General features: G+C 52.6%; 14 protein-coding genes. 7 read left to right on the forward strand and 7 right to left on the reverse strand.

Annotated elements, in window-relative coordinates; all coding sequences use genetic code 11:
• Positions 1-18 precede the first annotated feature (18 nt).
• The 4 genes from IEY38_RS08400 to IEY38_RS08415 are packed head-to-tail and all read right to left on the reverse strand — an operon-like array spanning position 19 to position 1,827.
• Positions 19-510: a hypothetical protein gene (locus tag IEY38_RS08400; protein WP_188976947.1), complete on the reverse strand. Its 492-nt coding sequence runs from the start codon at positions 508-510 to the stop codon at positions 19-21.
• A gap of 5 nt (positions 511-515) precedes the next feature.
• Entirely contained in the window at positions 516-1,094 is a 579-nt protein-coding gene (locus tag IEY38_RS08405; protein ID WP_188976949.1) for a hypothetical protein, read from the reverse strand.
• A complete protein-coding gene (locus IEY38_RS08410; protein WP_188976950.1) occupies positions 1,091-1,651 on the reverse strand; it encodes a hypothetical protein in 561 nt (186 codons plus the stop codon). Before IEY38_RS08410 ends, IEY38_RS08405 begins: the two co-directional genes overlap by 4 nt.
• On the reverse strand, positions 1,648-1,827 hold the full coding sequence (locus IEY38_RS08415) for a hypothetical protein (RefSeq protein ID WP_188976952.1): 180 nt from the start codon (positions 1,825-1,827) through the stop codon (positions 1,648-1,650). The genes IEY38_RS08410 and IEY38_RS08415 overlap by 4 nt, the downstream gene beginning before the upstream one ends.
• Positions 1,828-1,982: 155 nt before the next feature.
• Between IEY38_RS08415 and IEY38_RS08420 the strand changes: the two genes are divergently transcribed.
• Positions 1,983-2,231: a hypothetical protein gene (locus IEY38_RS08420; RefSeq protein ID WP_188976954.1), complete on the forward strand. Its 249-nt coding sequence runs from the start codon at positions 1,983-1,985 to the stop codon at positions 2,229-2,231.
• Between the two features lie 404 nt (positions 2,232-2,635).
• On the opposite strand, the gene IEY38_RS08425 is transcribed toward IEY38_RS08420, so the two are convergent.
• Positions 2,636-4,930 carry a GLUG motif-containing protein gene (locus tag IEY38_RS08425; RefSeq protein ID WP_188976956.1) on the reverse strand — a complete coding sequence of 765 codons (2,295 nt, stop codon included), beginning with the start codon at positions 4,928-4,930 and terminating at the stop codon, positions 2,636-2,638.
• Positions 4,931-5,041: 111 nt separating this feature from the next.
• Complete coding sequence (locus IEY38_RS08430) at positions 5,042-5,638, reverse strand: site-specific integrase (RefSeq protein WP_188976958.1); 597 nt, start codon at positions 5,636-5,638, stop codon at positions 5,042-5,044.
• A gap of 377 nt (positions 5,639-6,015) precedes the next feature.
• Here IEY38_RS08430 and IEY38_RS08435 point away from each other — a divergent pair, with 377 nt between their 5' ends.
• Both IEY38_RS08435 and IEY38_RS08440 read left to right on the forward strand, forming a co-directional pair.
• The gene (locus IEY38_RS08435; protein ID WP_188976960.1) at positions 6,016-8,076 is read left to right on the forward strand and encodes an AAA family ATPase; all 2,061 of its coding nucleotides are present in this window, start codon (positions 6,016-6,018) and stop codon (positions 8,074-8,076) included.
• A gap of 2 nt (positions 8,077-8,078) precedes the next feature.
• Positions 8,079-9,410 (forward strand): hypothetical protein, encoded by a 1,332-nt coding sequence (locus tag IEY38_RS08440; protein ID WP_188976962.1) that lies wholly within the window; start codon positions 8,079-8,081, stop codon positions 9,408-9,410.
• 227 nt (positions 9,411-9,637) lie between these two features.
• On the opposite strand, the gene IEY38_RS08445 is transcribed toward IEY38_RS08440, so the two are convergent.
• Positions 9,638-10,804, reverse strand: coding sequence for a DNA cytosine methyltransferase (locus tag IEY38_RS08445; protein ID WP_188976965.1), 1,167 nt, complete (start codon positions 10,802-10,804; stop codon positions 9,638-9,640).
• A gap of 93 nt (positions 10,805-10,897) precedes the next feature.
• Here IEY38_RS08445 and IEY38_RS08450 point away from each other — a divergent pair, with 93 nt between their 5' ends.
• The 4 genes from IEY38_RS08450 (at position 10,898) to IEY38_RS08465 (ending at position 17,339) form a co-directional block, all read left to right on the forward strand.
• On the forward strand, positions 10,898-11,812 hold the full coding sequence (locus IEY38_RS08450) for a PDDEXK family nuclease (protein WP_188976967.1): 915 nt from the start codon (positions 10,898-10,900) through the stop codon (positions 11,810-11,812).
• A gap of 99 nt (positions 11,813-11,911) precedes the next feature.
• Positions 11,912-14,428, forward strand: a complete 2,517-nt coding sequence (locus IEY38_RS08455; RefSeq protein WP_188976969.1) for an ATP-binding protein — start codon at positions 11,912-11,914, stop codon at positions 14,426-14,428.
• Entirely contained in the window at positions 14,428-16,092 is a 1,665-nt protein-coding gene (locus tag IEY38_RS08460; protein WP_188976971.1) for a DEAD/DEAH box helicase family protein, read from the forward strand. The genes IEY38_RS08455 and IEY38_RS08460 overlap by 1 nt, the downstream gene beginning before the upstream one ends.
• 110 nt (positions 16,093-16,202) lie before the next feature.
• Positions 16,203-17,339 (forward strand): DNA cytosine methyltransferase, encoded by a 1,137-nt coding sequence (locus IEY38_RS08465; RefSeq protein WP_188976974.1) that lies wholly within the window; start codon positions 16,203-16,205, stop codon positions 17,337-17,339.
• Positions 17,340-17,625 lie beyond the last annotated feature (286 nt).

Below are 17,625 nucleotides of genomic sequence, written 5' to 3' on the forward strand. Positions count from 1 at the left end.
TGTGGGGCTGGCGGGCCGTCATTCGTCTATCGTGTCCTCCTCTTCGACTCCGAAGATGTCCGTCGGCACGTCGAAAGGCACGCCCGGCAGTGTGTCTCCGGTCTCATCCTCGTTAAGATATCTCACGACGAGGAACAGGCCAGCGATGACAAGTGCGACAGTCACCGGGAACGCCAAGAGTCCGGCCAGCGTATCACTGAAGATTGAGCGTAAGACGTTTTCCGAGACCTCTGCCCCGGCAATCAAGAGGTTCCCCGGAGCCTCGAAGAGACCTTCGAGCAGTGAGCCAATGGCGTCCCCAGCGCTGTTGAACGGCTGACTGAAGAAGTTCGCCACCGCGTAGATTACGTCGACGACCGCGATGACCGGCGACACGATCAGCCCGATAATCGACGCTGACAGCACCTTGCCGGCGTCACCATCAGCCTGCAGGAACGTCGTGATGCCACTCAATGTCTCCTTTCCGCTGCCGTCACCGAGGCTGAGGCTCGGGTCAGACGATGAGGACATTCAGATCACCCCGCAATCCGGCGCTTGATCGGGTCGAACAGCCCCAGCAGGAACGCCGCGGCCACCAGTAGCGCCGCGATGAGAATGTTCATCGGCGTGAAAATGCCGTCTCCGCCGCCGCCGAAGATTGCGCCGCCCGACTCCTGCTGGACGATCTCGCCGATCTCGATGTTCTCTGCCGTCTCGTTGTCGCTGTCCGTCCCGTCCTCTTCGACGAGAATACGATAGGAATCGTACTCGCCAGAATCGACAGCGAAGGTTTTCTCGGTGGTCTCGCCATCGGCTGCCGACACCGCCCCGGAGTCGACCTGCGTGGTGATACCGTCAGACACTCCGTAGACGGTGTAATCGACGGTTTGAGCGCTGGTGTTCGTCACTTCGAGGTAGACCTGCTGGGTCTGGTTGTCCACCGCGACGGTCTTGTCCGCCAGCGTGTCCGAGGTTGAGGTCTCTGTCGGCGTCTCGGTCGTGGCTGCGGCCGCGCCACCGACGCCAGCGAGGGCAATGCCAGCACAGATGAGCCCGGCCAGCAGTAGCGCAATCGGTCGTGAACTGTTCTTGTCAGTCGAGAATGGTCCTATCATCGGTCTGAACCCCTGGTTTCGGGCTGGGGAACGCCCTGGTTGTCTGTCTGTCCGCCGTCGGTCTGGTCCGTGCCGCCGTCGGTCGCCGCGAGTCGGGCAGCTGCAGTCGAGCCCGTCTCGCTGCGAGACGGAATCTGCATCCGACGCCGGTCAACGTCGGCTGCCACGCACTCGCCCGAACAGTAGTGGTAGGTGTCCGTCCGACGCTGCAGCACCACCGACAGCGGCCCTAATCGGCCCCGTCGCGGGTCCGAACTGCAGGCCACTTCGATGGACTCGTCGTGGCCGTCGCGACTGGAATGTGCGACGATGCGGTCGCCGCAGTGGTCGCACATGGCATCCATCTCCGGGATGGCGTTGCCGTAGGCGACGATTCCGCCAATGAGAGCGGCCCCAACGCCGACGATGAGTCCGTCAACGACGCCGCCACCGACGGTCATTGAGGTGATGAGCGTCCAGCCAGCGTAGGCTAGCCCGGCGGCAGTGAGACCGACGCCGAGCCAGCCCAGAACCGAGAGGTCTGACCGCCGGACACTGTCGACTTCGATGTCTATCATACGCTACCTCCAGCGACGAGGGTTGCCGTGAGGTCGCGGCTTGCTCCCGCGGCTTCTCGACGGGTTCGCTCGCGACGGCGCTCGTCAACGTTGTGCCAGTCGATTCGATACGGCCGATACGCAGTCTCGCCCGCGCTGTCCGGCGGATTTCGGCTGTCGGGACTGTTGTTCGTCATGGGTAGGGGTACTCCCCCGCGGCTGGGCCGCGGGTTGGCCGCCGATATGGTTATCAGGCCATATACCCGCCGGTGAGTTACAGAAAATGGGGACGAACATTACACGGAACCACTATAGAAGCAACACATAATAACCACGAACTTGCCACTCCGATATGCAGAAATTACAGAACCGAAGTGGGTCAGGTCTCGTGACGCTGCCGAAGGACTTTCTCGAACGTGACGGATTACTCGACAGTGATGGCGAGCCCGACGAGGCACACCTGACTGTCGACCGACTCGACGAGCGTGCCTACGTCGTGCGAGTGTGTGACGGCGACGTTCCCGAGCTATCGGAGTGTGAGGCAATTCAACGACTCGCTGCCGAGCGGATCGTTGACGAAGACGTATTCGGGAAAAGGTAGAGTAGGCCTATCTCGGGTCGGCCACGGTTGTGATGGCGCTGCCGGTCATTCGTTCGTCCGCCTCAACTTTAGCCCAATATCCGCTGCTGAGCGAATACACCCTGACAATCTCCTCAGCACACTTGGCGTCGACAAGTACTTCCCGAGAAAGACTTTGAACAGCAACGAGCCCTACTCAATCAAACTCCGTAGTACCACCTGCACGCGTTTTATAGCTCGAAATTCGGATTTTCACTTGGATAGGAATCTTCTGCGGGGAGGGTCCAGATACTCATCTTCGGGAAGGCGATCGTGAGCACATGATGCTGCTTATTGAACTCACTACAGAATGCTATCCGGTCAGTTAGAAAAGAGCCAGACAGGAGTACAAATCCGCACCCAGCTTCTGGGGTCAGGGCTGCCTGCTACGTCGGCGGCAGCCGTGTTTCCGAAGTCCACTGCAAGGTTGGGTCGCCACTGGTCGATCGCCAGACCCTCTCGAAATCCAATCTCGACAACTGTTCACGCGTGTTCGCACGGGTGATATCAGCGGACCCACTTCCAACAGCTTGTTCGATACCTGACCGTGAAGCATTCCAATAGGTGTTTGTAACGGTACCGCCGTCCATCTTACCGATGGTACCTCCGACATGTGGCGGATTCTCGCTGGTAGTGACCGAACCGGCCGCATAGGACCGTTTTACTGTCCCACCCTGCATATTGACGCCGATGAGCCCGCCAATTGTACGGTAATGGCCATGAACAGTACCGTTCGCGAATGAGTCGGTAATACGTCCTCGGGCGTGGACCCCAGCAAGCCCCCCTACCTGCCACCCCCCGGTTACGTTTCCAGTCGCGAACGACTGGTTAATTCGCCCTATATTGGTCCCAACGAGGCCGCCGATTCCGCTAGGGTTCCCGACAAACCCACCATTGACATCGCCGAGAGCTGCAGATTGGACGATCTGCCCAGTGTTCATTACGGCTATTCCCCCAGCTCCATTGCCAGTCACATTCACGTCTGATGTCACGCGGACGAGTTTTGCGTCTGTGTCTGTCTTGTACCGGTTAATAGTTGAGTCACCATTGGTCACAACTACCCCGCCAACGTTGCTACCACCGTATCCGGCACGGGTCGTAGAGCCGCTAATGGTTCCGGTAACAGTCACGTTTCGGATCATTCCTCGGTTTTCGTTGGCAAGGATGGCAACTGACTCTTTCGCGACCACATCTGCACTGATGATACGAAGGTCACGTATCGTCCCCGCGGTCACACCAAACAATGCAACTGAGCTCTGCTTGGGTTGCCGGAGAGTAAGGTTCCGAATCGCGTGGCCATTCCCATCAAGCGTGCCTCGGAACACTGACCCATGACCACCGATTGATTTGAACCCGGTGCGGCCAGCTGCATTGATATCTGCGGTCAGTTCGTAGTTAGCGTCTATGTCAGCACGGATACAACTCAGTTGGTCGACCGTCTCTATTTTGTATGGATTTGACGTGGTACCAGCCCCACCCGCAAACTCGGGAGTGATGCACCGAGCACGGACGCCGCCAGTGTCCACATGCTTCCCCATCGAGTTCGTAACCACACTCCAATCGTTTTGAGCGGTGTCTGATTCATCCCCTGTTGCGTATCCGACCGCTCCACGAGGGGAGTTGTAGTTCATAACACTAGGATATTCGCTGTAGGATATTTTTTCCGAGTCGATACCACGGAATTCCTTCAATCCGAGAGAGTGGCCGAGTTCATGAGCGAATATTGACTGGTCCGGTTCGAACGCAAACTTGCCACCGCCTGCTCTCCCCCCAAGTCTCATCGCATCAGAATTGGTGCGTTTCAGATCGTTCACACCGAGAGCATAGTGGTATCCCTTGCGGTCGAAGTCGCGGAATTCATCTTCGTAGGCGTCAAAGCTGTTGAGTTCATCAGTACGAGTAGGTGACGAGAAGTAGATTCCACCACGATATGGAACAGTGTCATTATAACGGATATGTAGCGAGATCCCCTTTGTTCCATCAGGATTTTTAGTGGGTGCGTTTGCGAATTCATCTACAACCTGTTCTGTGTCGTAATCATTCCGGGATAGCCCATTACCCGCCATGTAGTCTAGTTCAACGTAGACATCTTTCCGAAGTGGATCTGCATCAGGATATATAGATGGTCTCTTGACTTCGAGACCATCAGAAATGCCATCTCCGTCCGTGTCTCGTTGAGAAGGATCTGTTCCAAGCTTGGCTTCGCGTTGATCGTTCAGGCCGTCCCGGTCTGTATCCCATCTAGTCGGGTTTGATTGGCCCTCCGCCTCGGTGTAATCGGAGAGACCGTCTCGATCTGAATCAGCCACCCGCGGATTCGTTCCGTATTTATTGACTTCACGGCCATCGTTAATCGAGTCCCCGTCTGTATCAGCGACAGTAGGATCGGTATTCAGTTGGAGTTCAACAGCGTCAGCCAAACCGTCGCTATCAGAATGATTCTTTTGAGGATTCGTCCCTAATTTCTGCTCTCGGGCGTCAGTAAGGCCATCACCATCTGAGTCGACAGGTGCCGGTGTTGATGTCGTAGTTGAGGCTTCGGTATTTGTGTCGGCTTGTATGGCAGGTTCCGTAGAGGTCTCGACTGATGATTCTACTGAGGTATCGGATAATCCGAAACCGGTGCACCCGGATAGAACCACCAGTCCGACGAGCAAAAGTGTGGTACACAGCCGTCGCATACAATTTCCTCTGTTAGAAAACATGTAAACCTTAGTGTGTTATTGTATCTAGTAGGTCAATGAAACCATACAAATATTTGTATGGTGTAAGATAGCCATAATATAAGCCGGTTACAGCCCGACTTCTGCGAATGCTTCGTCGATAATCTCCTCACTCGGGGCATTCAAATAGGGCTCGATGGCAGCGAAACTGTCCCAGCCGCCGACGGCCATCACCACACGCGGGTTCATCTGCTCGTCGACCAAGAGGCGCTGAGCGAACCGACGGCGAAGGTCGTGCGTGCTCACCTTCTCGAAGTCGGCGTCACCGGTCGCCTCGGCAGTTCGGGCAGCGGTGCGGCGCACCACCGCGCGGACACCTGGCTGTGTCAGGTTGATAAATGAGTCTTTTGGGGCGATATTGTGTTCGTTCTGGAAGCGCTGGAGGTCGCGCTCGACGCTGTCGGGGAGGTAGGCGTCGCGTGGCTTGCCGCTGCTGCCCGACGTGTCTTTTCCTGATCGAACGCGAAGCCGGTACTGTCCGCTCTCGGTCGCTTTCACATTGACGGGACGAACCTGTGGGATCTCGAAGGCGCGCAGGCCAACGAACGCACCGAGTTGGATGATGAGGTCGTCGCGCTGGCTGTTCGTGGCCCGGCGGAGGTCCTCGATTTCGATATCGGTGAGCCAGACTTTGTGTTCGTTGCCATCTGTGGCTTCGATTCGCATTACGATTGCTTTACTTTCCGTTACTAAAGGCCCTGCGACCGGCGTGATCGGCGCGGACACACACCGGGTTTCGAGTGTAATCCGGGGTTTTTGTTACGACTTGTTACACAAGTCGTTAGACACGCTCACGGGTGCCCGCAATACATAGAGAAAATGATAGCCGTGGTGCTTAGAAAGGGTTAAATTTCGCCAACCAATCGTCGGTGATCATAGTGGTACATGTACCAAGATGAGCTAATTATTCGGCCCAGCCTGTTTCTACGGAACGACATGATTCGCGATTTGTAAGGTCGATAAGCGCTGTTGTAGGAGTTGAAGCACACGCATTCTCAGGAGACAAAGGCTATCAATCTCCTACTTGAGTTGGAAAGTAGCTAATGACAAAGCTGTATTTTCATCCAGTGAACAACGATTGGATGCCCTACTTTGAGGAGACTGTCGAGTCTGAGGTCGAGTTCAGTAATATCCCGCTGCCTGACGAAATCGCTGAGATAGATGCTGCCCGGGTCTGGGGAACGACACATGGGCCAACGAAGGAGACGTACTGGCAAGAAATGGAGTCAGGCGATTATGTCCTGTTTACGAAAGATGGAGACGTATTCTCGGTTGGCCGCGTTGGGACGACATTCAGGAGTCGGGAGTTCGGGAAGGTCGTATGGGATAATGCAGAGAGTGAGCTCGGATACACGCTCACAGAATACGAGGACGTCGACTTCCCATATACAGAAGTTCTCAGTGATCTCGGCTACTCGAATGGCTCCCGCGTACAAGGGTTTATGCGGCCTGCAGCAGACAGCCAGGCGACGCTGCGATCAATTTATGGATCGATCGAAGCTGCCATAAGATCCTACAAAGACGATCCAATGGGAAAAAAGCAACACACCTGCACTGACGAGATTCTCACTGAGACGGCACCGTACTACTGGGTCAACCAGAGTAAAAACCCGGACGAGCTCGAAGAAGGATATCTCCAAGCGCCGCGAGATAATCTCCCGCACTACGATCTGCAAAAGCTAGAGGCCGGGGATATGGTATTTAATTACAGCAATGGGGAGATTATTGGATACTCAGAGGTTACTTCGCCTTCCTACATTCTCGAGGAAGATGAGGCAGAGCATCGTCGAGTCGATGTTGAAGTAACTCGCTTCGATAACCCAGTACAGTTCGCGGATATCTTTGGATATCTCTGGAAAGAGGACGTTCGGCTGGAGAACTATTATCCGGTGAACAAAGCTGGAATGAACCAACAATATCTGTTCAATCTCAGTAAAAAAGCCGGTGAGTACATCTTGGAACAGGCTCATGCCGAAGATACCAACGTCGATCGCCTCAAAACTCGGATTGAACTGAGCGATGCCACCGTCGACCTCCCAGATGGTCTCTTCTTCTATGGCGGCGAAGCCACTCGGATTCAACAGCAAATCAATGCCGCGATCAACGCTGGTAAGCATATCATCTTCACCGGACCTCCCGGTACCGGGAAAACCAAGATCGCGAAGGCTGTCGCTGAACAAATCACCACGCATGATGCTGTTGACGACTATGCATTCACGACAGCAACTTCAGAATGGAGTTCCTTCGATACCGTCGGCGGGTACGTCCCAACGCGGTCAGATCAGGAATTAGAGTTCGATCCACGCTTGGTGTTGCAGTGTTTCCGCGGCGATGATAACAAGATCCGGAACCAGTGGCTGGTGATTGATGAATTGAACCGTGCGAACATCGACAAAGCCCTTGGTCCACTGTTTTCCGTCCTCTCAGGAGATTCTGTTGAATTACCTTACGAGCGAGACAGTCGGATCCGCCTCGATTGGGTTGCCAGCGACACAGACGATATCGAAACTATTGCTACGGAACCGGATCGTTTCCCAGTCACGCCGGCGTGGCGGATTCTGGGAACGATGAATACGTTCGATAAGACCTCTCTCTACGACCTCTCGTTCGCGTTTATGCGACGGTTCAGTTTCATTCACGTCGGTGTCCCCTCGCTGATGGAGGATGGTATCGTCACTACCGACCTTTTGGACCCTGCGGCAGGGCATAACTACGCGACTGTCTGGCAACGTGATAACCCCGACCTGCAGGATACCATTGGAGCGTGGTACGATGAATTATCTATCATCTGGGCGATCGTCAACGAGTATCGATCGATTGGACCGGCGATCATCCTCGACATGCTCCGACAACTAGAAGCGTTCGAAGGGGGCGATCGAAGCGCGGCTCTCACCTCGACGGTCATCAACTACATCTTCCCGCAATTGGAGGGTTTGCGACAGTCGAAACAAAAAGGATTGCTGGAAGATCTCGCTGAAGGTAAACCGATTGCAACCGAAAATGCCGATACCAAGCGAATCAGCCTCCGGCTTGACCACCAGTATCTCAGCCAGAAGGCCAACGATATGTTTGATCTGGATCTGGCACTCGGGTCTACTGCGTGACAATGTCGAAAACAAGCGTTTCGACGCTCAGGAAAGCGATTAGACAAGAACTCATCACGTACCTCGGCGCGGGGACGATCAACCATGAGAAGTACGCAGATACATTTGACTATGAGGGGTTGAACATTGAGAACTTTGACCAGTTAAAAAAGCTGCATTTCGTACTCGCTCCTGATGTCGTCAACTATGTTGACCGCATTCCTGAATGGATCCGACGAATCAAGTCAGTAACTCGGGAACAGACCGAGACGGTTCGAGGGGAGATACGGGGATCGATCGACTGGCGTGAGACGCGACAAGCGAGAGCGGCTGCGGGATACAACGATCCCACCCTGTTCGTTGTTCGCGATTCGGAAGTCGCCTATGACATCCCTGAGAATCGGGTTGTGAAGAAGTTGCTTGCCGTAATTGCCGAACCACTGACGAATGATGTTGAGGCGATCGATCAAGAGTGGCGCTCGATGTGGAATGATCAAGATATCGTCGATCTGCAACAGCTCCTCGCGCAGAATATTCATCTCGATGCGCTACCCGAACCTGAGCGAATTTCGCTATCTGAGCGTGATCTCACGACAGCACGTCGATCACGACATCGACTCTACACCGAGAGCCACCGACTTTATCGGCTCTACGATGATCTCCTCAACAACAGATTTGAGAATGAGCGTGTCCGGGAGCTTCTCTCGGAAACGCTTATCGCCCCCTCTGCGGATCACAAGGTTTTCGAACTGTTCTGTGTGTTTGGTGTGATTCGGCGACTCCGGCGTCGGCATCCAGAGCTTGAGTTGCGGCGTATAGATACTGGGACGGATGTTCTGGCGCGTCTCAAGGATGACGAACGGCGGATTGAGGTGTACTATGATCAGTCGGGTCCGCTCGAGTTTTTTGAATCCTACCCTTCACCCAAGGAACTGCAGTCGCCGAAGATTCCTGAGATGGTACGGCGACACGCCGAAGCGCTTGATGCCCATGAACGTGCCGTCGATACGTTCCTGGATGCAGACACTGCAGGGAGTTTCTACAGCGGCCGACCTGATTTTCTGATACTACAATATAGTCTTAATAAAGATGAGCAAGATCGCGGTATACTGACTGACGTTATTATTGGCGAGGTGAAGTACACTCGAATCCAAAGTACCTTTTCAACCGGCCTTCGGGAACTCTTTGAATATCTCTACTTTGCTCGGGAGAACCAACAGTATCTCTTTGGCAATGACACGAGCGATATCAATGTCACTGGCCTGCTCTGTACAGACGGCGTTGAGACAGAGGTAGAATCCGTGGAATCGATATCTCATCTGACTCCAGCGAAATTGGGTTTTGACCTAACCTGAGGGTGCTAATAGCTGAGTACTTGCCCGACTCGCCACCAATCCATGGAGGATTCGTTGTCAAGGGTAATATCATTATTTGGTTAGATCGTTCCATAGAGTAAGGGAGATGTAATTAAACGTCTGTAACGGTCTGTTATACGAAGCGTTATTTCGTCTAATATCGGAATATGTAGTAAGCCACGACGGTTTACCGATGTCGTGGCGGCTGGCTACCGAGTGATAGGCGCTCAAGAGCGATTGAGTCGCGCTTCAGCGGCCGCTTTGGGATCCTGTCCTGTCAGAGTCGCCTTTACGTGCCGTCCTATTGCCTCAGCCATCAACGGCGGAACAGCGTTCCCGACCTGCGAGTACTGCGGGAGTGAATCGATCCGTCGTGAACCACCAGTTGTTCGTGGGCCCTTGAACTCGAACCAATCTGGGAATGACTGGAGCCGGGCCAGTTCCCTGACTGTTGGGATACGAGGTTGCTCGTAATGCACGAAATCCTCAGGGAGGGTTGTCACCGTGTGGGCCGGCTCCGTTCGATCATACTTCCTCATAGAGTGCTTATTTGTCTGGAGGCGAGGCGGTAGATCGTCTATTCCCTCACCCTCCTCTAACGTCCGGAATCGTTCTTGAACGGTATCACTGTGGTCTGTTGCCTTGTGATTGAATAAGGGCCCGTCATGATAACGCCGCATTTGCTCTTGGTACTCGCTTTGCGGGGGCAATTCGTAGTCAGAACTCTCCTCGCCAGAGCTAAGGAACGATAGATCACTGATTGCCTCGGCGACAGTCACGTGCTCCTTATTAATAGATGCCTCACCGAGGCGTTTCTGGCGTGCATCGCCGGTATGCGTTGGAACTGGAGGGGAAACTGGGGAGTCATCTCTGTAGCCCACAAAAATAAGTCGGTTTCGGAGCTGTGGTACCCCGTAGTCGGCAGCATTCAACTCTAGCATTCTTGTCTTATACCCAAGTTCGCGAGCGTTTTTTAGCAGGGCATCAACGTACGCACCATTCTTCAGCCCTTTCGCACCAGGAACGTTTTCAACGACTATTGCACGCGGCTGGAGATGTTTAACCACCCTAATATAATGATGCAAAAGCGATGAGCGGGGATCCTCCGGATTGTACACGCCGGCAGTACTGAAACCCTTGCATGGAGGCCCTCCAACCACGACATCAACTATTTCGTCACCGAAATTGCCACGGTCCCTGAGTGGCCCGATATCGCCAGCCAAATCAGCAATATCTGCTTGCAAGAATGGTGAATCAATATTATGAGTATACGTACGTCTGGCGCTCTCCTGATAATCGGTTGCCGCCACTATGTCAAATCCAGCATTAAAAAATCCCAGACTGAATCCGCCCGCCCCGCAGAATAAATCGACACAGGTCAGTCCGGAAGTCATTACCCTGAAGAACCATACGGTCCCAAAAGAACATAACGGTTGCAGCCAGAACGAAACCGGCTCGAAGAATCCCATACATCTGAATATGTTACAATGAATCTAAGTGACGAAATCGCAAACGAACTACAGGGTTCAGGATTTCTTGAGGAAGTGAAAGCAGACCGGCTTCCGGATTCAACTATCCTTACAGAGGCAGCTCTCGACAAATATGAGAAGCGACATGGCTCACTGAATCCGGACGTGATTGATCAACAGGCGGATCAAGTGCTAGAACGGCTTCTCGAGCTTGAGCAAGAAATCTATACCGAACGCGAGCAGCGCGTCTATCGTGAGGCTCTGGTCGTGTTCTTGCAACAAAAGTACGACACAGGGCAGATATCGTTACAGTCATTTAAAACTGGTAGCACTGGGGGAGGCCATTTTACCGAATACCCGCGATTGCAGGACTTATTCACAGAACTCGAGGAAATTTACGAGTCCACTGATGACTTTGAGGAAGCGTTTACTGAGATATTGCCGCTGTTATATCCCGCGATGGACGCAATTAGCGTGTCCGCACAACAATCTCGACGGAAGCGGGCCGGGAGTTCGCTCCGTAGTCACGTGGAAAATCTGCTCGAGAAAGCAGGATACACAATCGAATCGCTCCAGAATGCTGGTAATGGATATCTCTACCAGTTGTACCGTGAAGAGACTGGTCAGGAAGCTCCCGTTTACATCTCCTATCTAACGACACTAAGAGACAGGTTCCGTCAATCGCTCACCGATGGGAGCATTAACGATGACGATGTACCACGGTTCATTGTGACCGGAGCCGGGAACAGCATTTTCACATCATCGAGGCGGAGTAATGTGACTGACCAGAAAGTCACTGAAATCGCCAATGAGGGATTCACACTCGTTGTATTCAATGCTGTCAAACAAAACCAACACTCTGGCAAAGAAAGCGTGATCTCGTATACCGAACTTTTTCAGAACCGGTTACCCTCTTTGATGAAAGATCAGTAGGCCAACGAACTCGCCCGACAATTGATGCATTATCATTTCTTGCATAGAAAAGAGGTCTTCCATTCGATTTTTATGACTGGCAGTGTTCGGTATTACATCATGGCGAGCCAAGACGATATCACGATCGATATTACACCCACACCTCGTATCCTGCAGATGTTGGGAGAGGTTGACCTCCCGCCAAAGCGATGCTTTGCGGAATTTATTGACAACGCTCTTGACGAGGGGGTTGACGGAACTCCCGGACAGACACCAGAGGATGCCGGAGGCGAAGCTCTCCGGATCGAGATAGAGACACCAACGATCCACGAATATGACGACAACTACGAAAACGCCGAGGTAGTAATCTGGGATAATGGTCCGGGTATGTCCCCGGAAGATCTGGAATATAACCTCAAAGCCGGATACTCAGGGAAAGACCCCATGGGAAACATGGGGCTCTTCGGAGTCGGGTTCAATATTGCGACCGCCCGGCTCGGAAGCAAAACTACGGTGAAAACGACTCGTGCTGGAGATGACTACTGGGCGGTCGCTACTATCGACCTCAGGGAACTCGTCGCCGAGAATAGCTATGATGTGGATGTTGAATTCGAAGAAAAAATGAACTCGGGAGATCACGGGACGAAGATTGTCATCGGACAATTGGAAGAATTCGCTCGGACTCTCCGGAGGAAACAGAATCTTAAGTCCGGTCTCGGCCGGATGTATACCTCGGTTTTGGAGAACAACAACGTCGAGATACGATTTAATCGTGAACATATCCAGCCCCGCCCCCACTGTATCTGGTCAGAAGAGCGCAGCGTCGAGGTTGACGGCGAAGAATTCCCGGCAGTCATAGATATTGATCGGAAAGTTGGGGAGGGATACTACTGCAAGGGGTGCTGGTCATGGTGGGAAGAACGATTACTCCGTCAGGAGGAAGACGATAACGGATCTGTTTACCTATGCCCGACGTGTGACGATGGAGGCGACATCGTCCATCGTGAGCAGCGTGTGTGGGGATGGGTCGGGATCCAACGCTTCTTCGACCAGAGTCACTACGGGATTGACCTGATCCGAAATGGAAGGGTAATCGAAGAGCTAGACAAGTCGTTGTTCTACTGGGAAAATCCCGAGACCGGAGAAGTCGAAAAAGAATACCCGATCGACACGGAACACTGGGGTGGCCGGATTGTGGGTGAACTCCACATTGATTTCGTGCCAGTCACCAACGTGAAAGACGGGTTTCGGAAAGGAAATGATCGGTGGCAAAAGGTTCGCGAGGAGATCCGTGGTAAGGCCGCGTTCCGACCCACATATGCCCGTGAACACGGGCATGAGCCGAACCGGTCGCCTCTCGGGAGGCTCTTCAAGGGCTATCGAACTGGAAATGAAGCAGGCAAAAAGCGGCTTGTCCCAGGGGAAGTGCTGGATGATGGATCGGTGAAAGCGATTAACGCTGAGCCGAGCCGGTGGGCTGAGAAGTTCTGGGAAGGAAACCCGGAATATCGGGACGACAGTAAGTGGTGGGAAGCTGTCGAGCGTGCTGAAACTGCCAAGCGAAGTTCAGGAAACCCCTTTGCAGATAACTCCTCGAACAGGGATGGCGTGAACGATTCCACCGATGATGGTGGATCAGGCGGGTTTAATATTGATCCCGAGGGCAGCGATGGTGGAGATACATTGGGGGGACAGGAAGAAGCGGGCAGCGATAGTGGAGATATACTGGAGGGACAGGAAGAAGCGGGCAGCGGTAGTGAGGATGGACAGACAGAACAGGAGCAGGAAGAAACTGCGGAAGACGATGAAACAGGAGAGGAGAGTGGGGAGCCAACCTTCGAGACGGAGGAAGAAGATGAGATATCCGGTCAGTATGGACTTGATGAATTAGACGAACCTGATATTGAGGTCACGGTCTTCCGGGTTACAAGTGGTGATCTGAATGGTGAGCCCTTGAGAGTCGAATATGCCGGGATGAGAAGTCGTAAGATCACCTACGACCCTGAACACGAATTATACGACGGGTTTGGACATAGTCCGATCGATTCAGTCCTAATGGAGGTCGCCAGTACGCTATTGAGTCTCCGTGATGATCCTGGAGGATGGACACAAAGCCGGATTTACGCCGCTCTCTTATCTAAATATTGCCATGACGAGCAACAATCGACAAGTGAACTCGCAAAGCAAGCGACCCAAGTACTCGGACGGATTAAGCAGGCAATCGCAGTAAAGGAATTCGAGCTGGGTGAATACAATGTCCCCGAGGACGCTCAGGAAGAGGCCACTCGAAGGTATCTTAGTGATGAGGCTCCTTCTGGCGAGTTGGAGGATTTATTCCAGTCGACAAGGTATCTCCAGTATGCCTCTCACCGCGAACTAGTCCGGTACTTTAGGAACAATCCCGGCGAATTCTTCGATGGTGAAGTGTGGAACCGAGAATACTACAACTTGCCGTCCAGCGAACTCAAACAAGAAGCCGTTGACGATTTCATCGGTTACCTCCGGGATGCACAGTTACTTGCAGACGAGGGCCTCGAATTTGAAGTAGAGGGAGCAGATCCCAGCCGCCAAACACTGGTTGAGAGAGCAGCTGCAAGTATCAGACTCCTCGATACGAAAACCCCGGTACACGATTGATGCCATCAGCTAAGGGTTTCCTGTCGAAACACCGGCTCGAAGAAGGGTCTTGGCGTGCCGTTGAGAGGGCCGTCGGCCGACTCTTTGTGCACAAAGGATGGCCCCATGTAGCGATAGTGGGTGGACCCGGTGACCATGGGGCAGATGTCATTATCTCGAGTGATGAACGAGATGTCGTCGCACAGGTCAAGTTCAAATCCAGCGTCGAGCATACAGCCGGAAAAAAGATCGTGCGAGATGTAAAGCGTGCAATGGAGTTCTATGACATCGAGCAAGGTGTTTGCGTAACGAACACAAGGCTCTCCGGTTCTGCAAACGATTACCGCAAAACACTCAATCATGAGGGATACGATATTGGGAAGTTAGAAGGGGCTGACCTACTGGACCGGTATAAAGAGCTCCCGCGATGGCCAGAGACAGATTTCGAGCCCCGAGAATATCAAAAAATCCCGATCAGCAAGTTACTTCAGCTATATTACGACGGGGAAGATCATGCATTGCTCTCTCTTGCGACTGGACTTGGAAAGACCTTCGTTGCCGGTAGGTTTCTTAGCCGTATACTTGATGGGGACCCCGACCTTCGGATTCTTGTACTCGCTGATCAAAAGCCTCTTATTCGGCAATTCGAGGAATCGCTTTGGGCACACCTCCCGAAGGAAGTCAGCACTCATCTCTGGTATGGGTCTGAATCTCCAGCATACCGTGCTGGTATCGACATAGGGACGTTCCAGTCACTGGACAACCCTGACAGGTTTAACCAAGCGCGTGCCGAAGAATATGATATTGTTGTCGTTGACGAAGCTCATCACGCCCCCGCTGACTCGTACCAGCGCGTCTTAGAGAAGACAGAGCCAGACTTTCTTCTGGGACTTACTGCGACTCCCTGGCGGGAAGATGACAAATCCATGGAAGAACTGTTCGGTCCAGTACGTGAGTCGCTTACGATTGGTGTGATAGAAGCCCTGCGGAAAGGTTATCTTACTGATGTAGACTACCGTCTTTACTGCGACAATATTGATTGGGAACATATGCATGAAGTCTCTAACAAGGACTACACAATCACTGACCTCAACAAGAATCTCTTTATAGAAGAGCGAGACGACGAAATTATCGATGAATTCCAAGATGTCTGGAGAGATAGCGATACTGGTCGTGCAATTGTGTATTGTGCCTCGATTGACCATGCTAAGCGAATGGCAGCAGCATTCCGAGAACGTGGGTTTGGGGCACGCCCCCTTCATAGTGGTCTCAAAGACCGAGGTGCACAGCGCCGACTCCGGTCGTTCCGTCGTGGCGACCTTGAGATCCTCACCGCTGTCAATATGCTGAATGAGGGGGTTGACATCCCTGAAGTTGACATCATCGTATTCCTCCGGGTCACACACAGCCGCCGGATATTCCTCCAGCAACTGGGCCGTGGATTGCGCCTTGCAGAAGGGAAAGAAAAGGTCACTGTTATGGATCTTGTGGCCGATATCCGCCGGATTGCTGAAGCCATCGAGATTGATACCGAACTTGAAAAAGGCGAGGAAAAGGAAGTTCTCACACGATCATTCAATCTAAATTTCCGTGACCAGCAAGCACAGAGTTTCTTCCGAGAATACTTAGAAGATAAGGCAGAAATAAGTACGTATGATGATACTGAAAAAGTTGATTTTCCCTGATTCCCGTTTGTACCGGTAAGTAGGGTCTCTCCCCTAAATATCAAACTAGAAGGGAATTAGCTAATCGTCCCGAAACTGTTTTACCTGGTGGATTTGTTATAAACTTCAGGATGACAAAGTCACTTACTTGTATCGACTTGTTTGCTGGGGCAGGCGGATTCTCTCTCGGTTTTCGGGAAGCTGGGTTTAATATCGCGGCAGCAATCGACCGTAGTGAATCGGCTCTTGAAACATATTCACATAATTTCGGAGATATAAACACGGTCGAGGCGGACATGAAGAAAGTGTCACCAGAGGTGCTAGTTGAACGTGCTGCGATCAACCCTTCCGATATTGATATCGTGATCGGGGGGCCTCCCTGTAAAGGATTCTCCACGGCTGGCAAAATGGACCCAGACAACCCTAAAAACTCGCTTGTTGCCAATTATATAAATATTGTTTCATATATTGATCCAGAAATCGTCGTCATGGAGAATGTTAAAGGGATACTCTCGATGCGTGATGGAGAATATCGAGATCGAATTGTGAGGGCATTCCGGAGCGAAGGATACGAGATCCCGTCCAAACCGTGTGTTCTTAATGCGGCTGATTATGGTGCCCCACAGCATAGAGAACGGGTATTCTTTTTAGCATCAAAGTCCGGACGGGTTGATCCACCCTCACCTACGCATTACAATCCGGCAACTGATCCTGAGGAGGTTCCCGATTCAGCGGCGGAGCCTTGGGTTACCACAGAAGACGCGATTGGCGACCTCGCATTCCTTCGTTACGGTGAAGAAGCTGACGATTATAAGCTGGCACCACTCACAGAATATCAAGAAGAAATGCAGAGAGACTCGAACGAAGGGCTTGCAAATCATAAAGCAACAAACCATACGGAACGAGTTCGTGAACGCTTCAAACAATTATCGCCAGGAGAAACTGGAGAGGACCTTCCAGCGGAGTACCAAACAAAGAAACACTCACTTCAAAGATGGGATCCCCTTGAGCCAGCACCGACTGTCACCACGCTTCCTGATGATTTCGTCCACTACCAATGGCCTCGCATCCCGACTGTACGTGAACTTGCCCGATTACAGTCTTTCCCTGATAAATTTGAGTTCAAAGGGCCCAGAACGACGGGAGGTAAGCGACGGAAGGATACTGTTCCCCAGTACAGTCAGGTTGGAAACGCAGTTCCCCCCCGGCTTGCAAAGCAGATTGGAATAGCAGTCAAGCAGCAACACCAGATTGTCGCTGTTAGCTAACATACGAGATTCTGTCATCCTTGTATCATACCGACGAGGTGTGGCGACAGAATTTGGGTTCAATAAGCAGTTCCGATTGCTTCCCACGTTCACTTTCACTCCGGCTGGTTTTCTCTTTTTACCACCGCTCAGTATGCGTATACTAAGCGATGATTACAGATGCCAGAGTACTCCGGCCCGAGTACGTCCAAAGAGACCCCCACCATCGGGATGGACAGATCAAGTACCTTTCTTCGGTTCTCGTACCGTCTTCGCTGGACCGAACCGAAGAAATATGTCTGTTCAG

Source organism: Haloarcula sebkhae (assembly GCF_014647415.1).
GTDB lineage: Archaea > Halobacteriota > Halobacteria > Halobacteriales > Haloarculaceae > Haloarcula > Haloarcula sebkhae.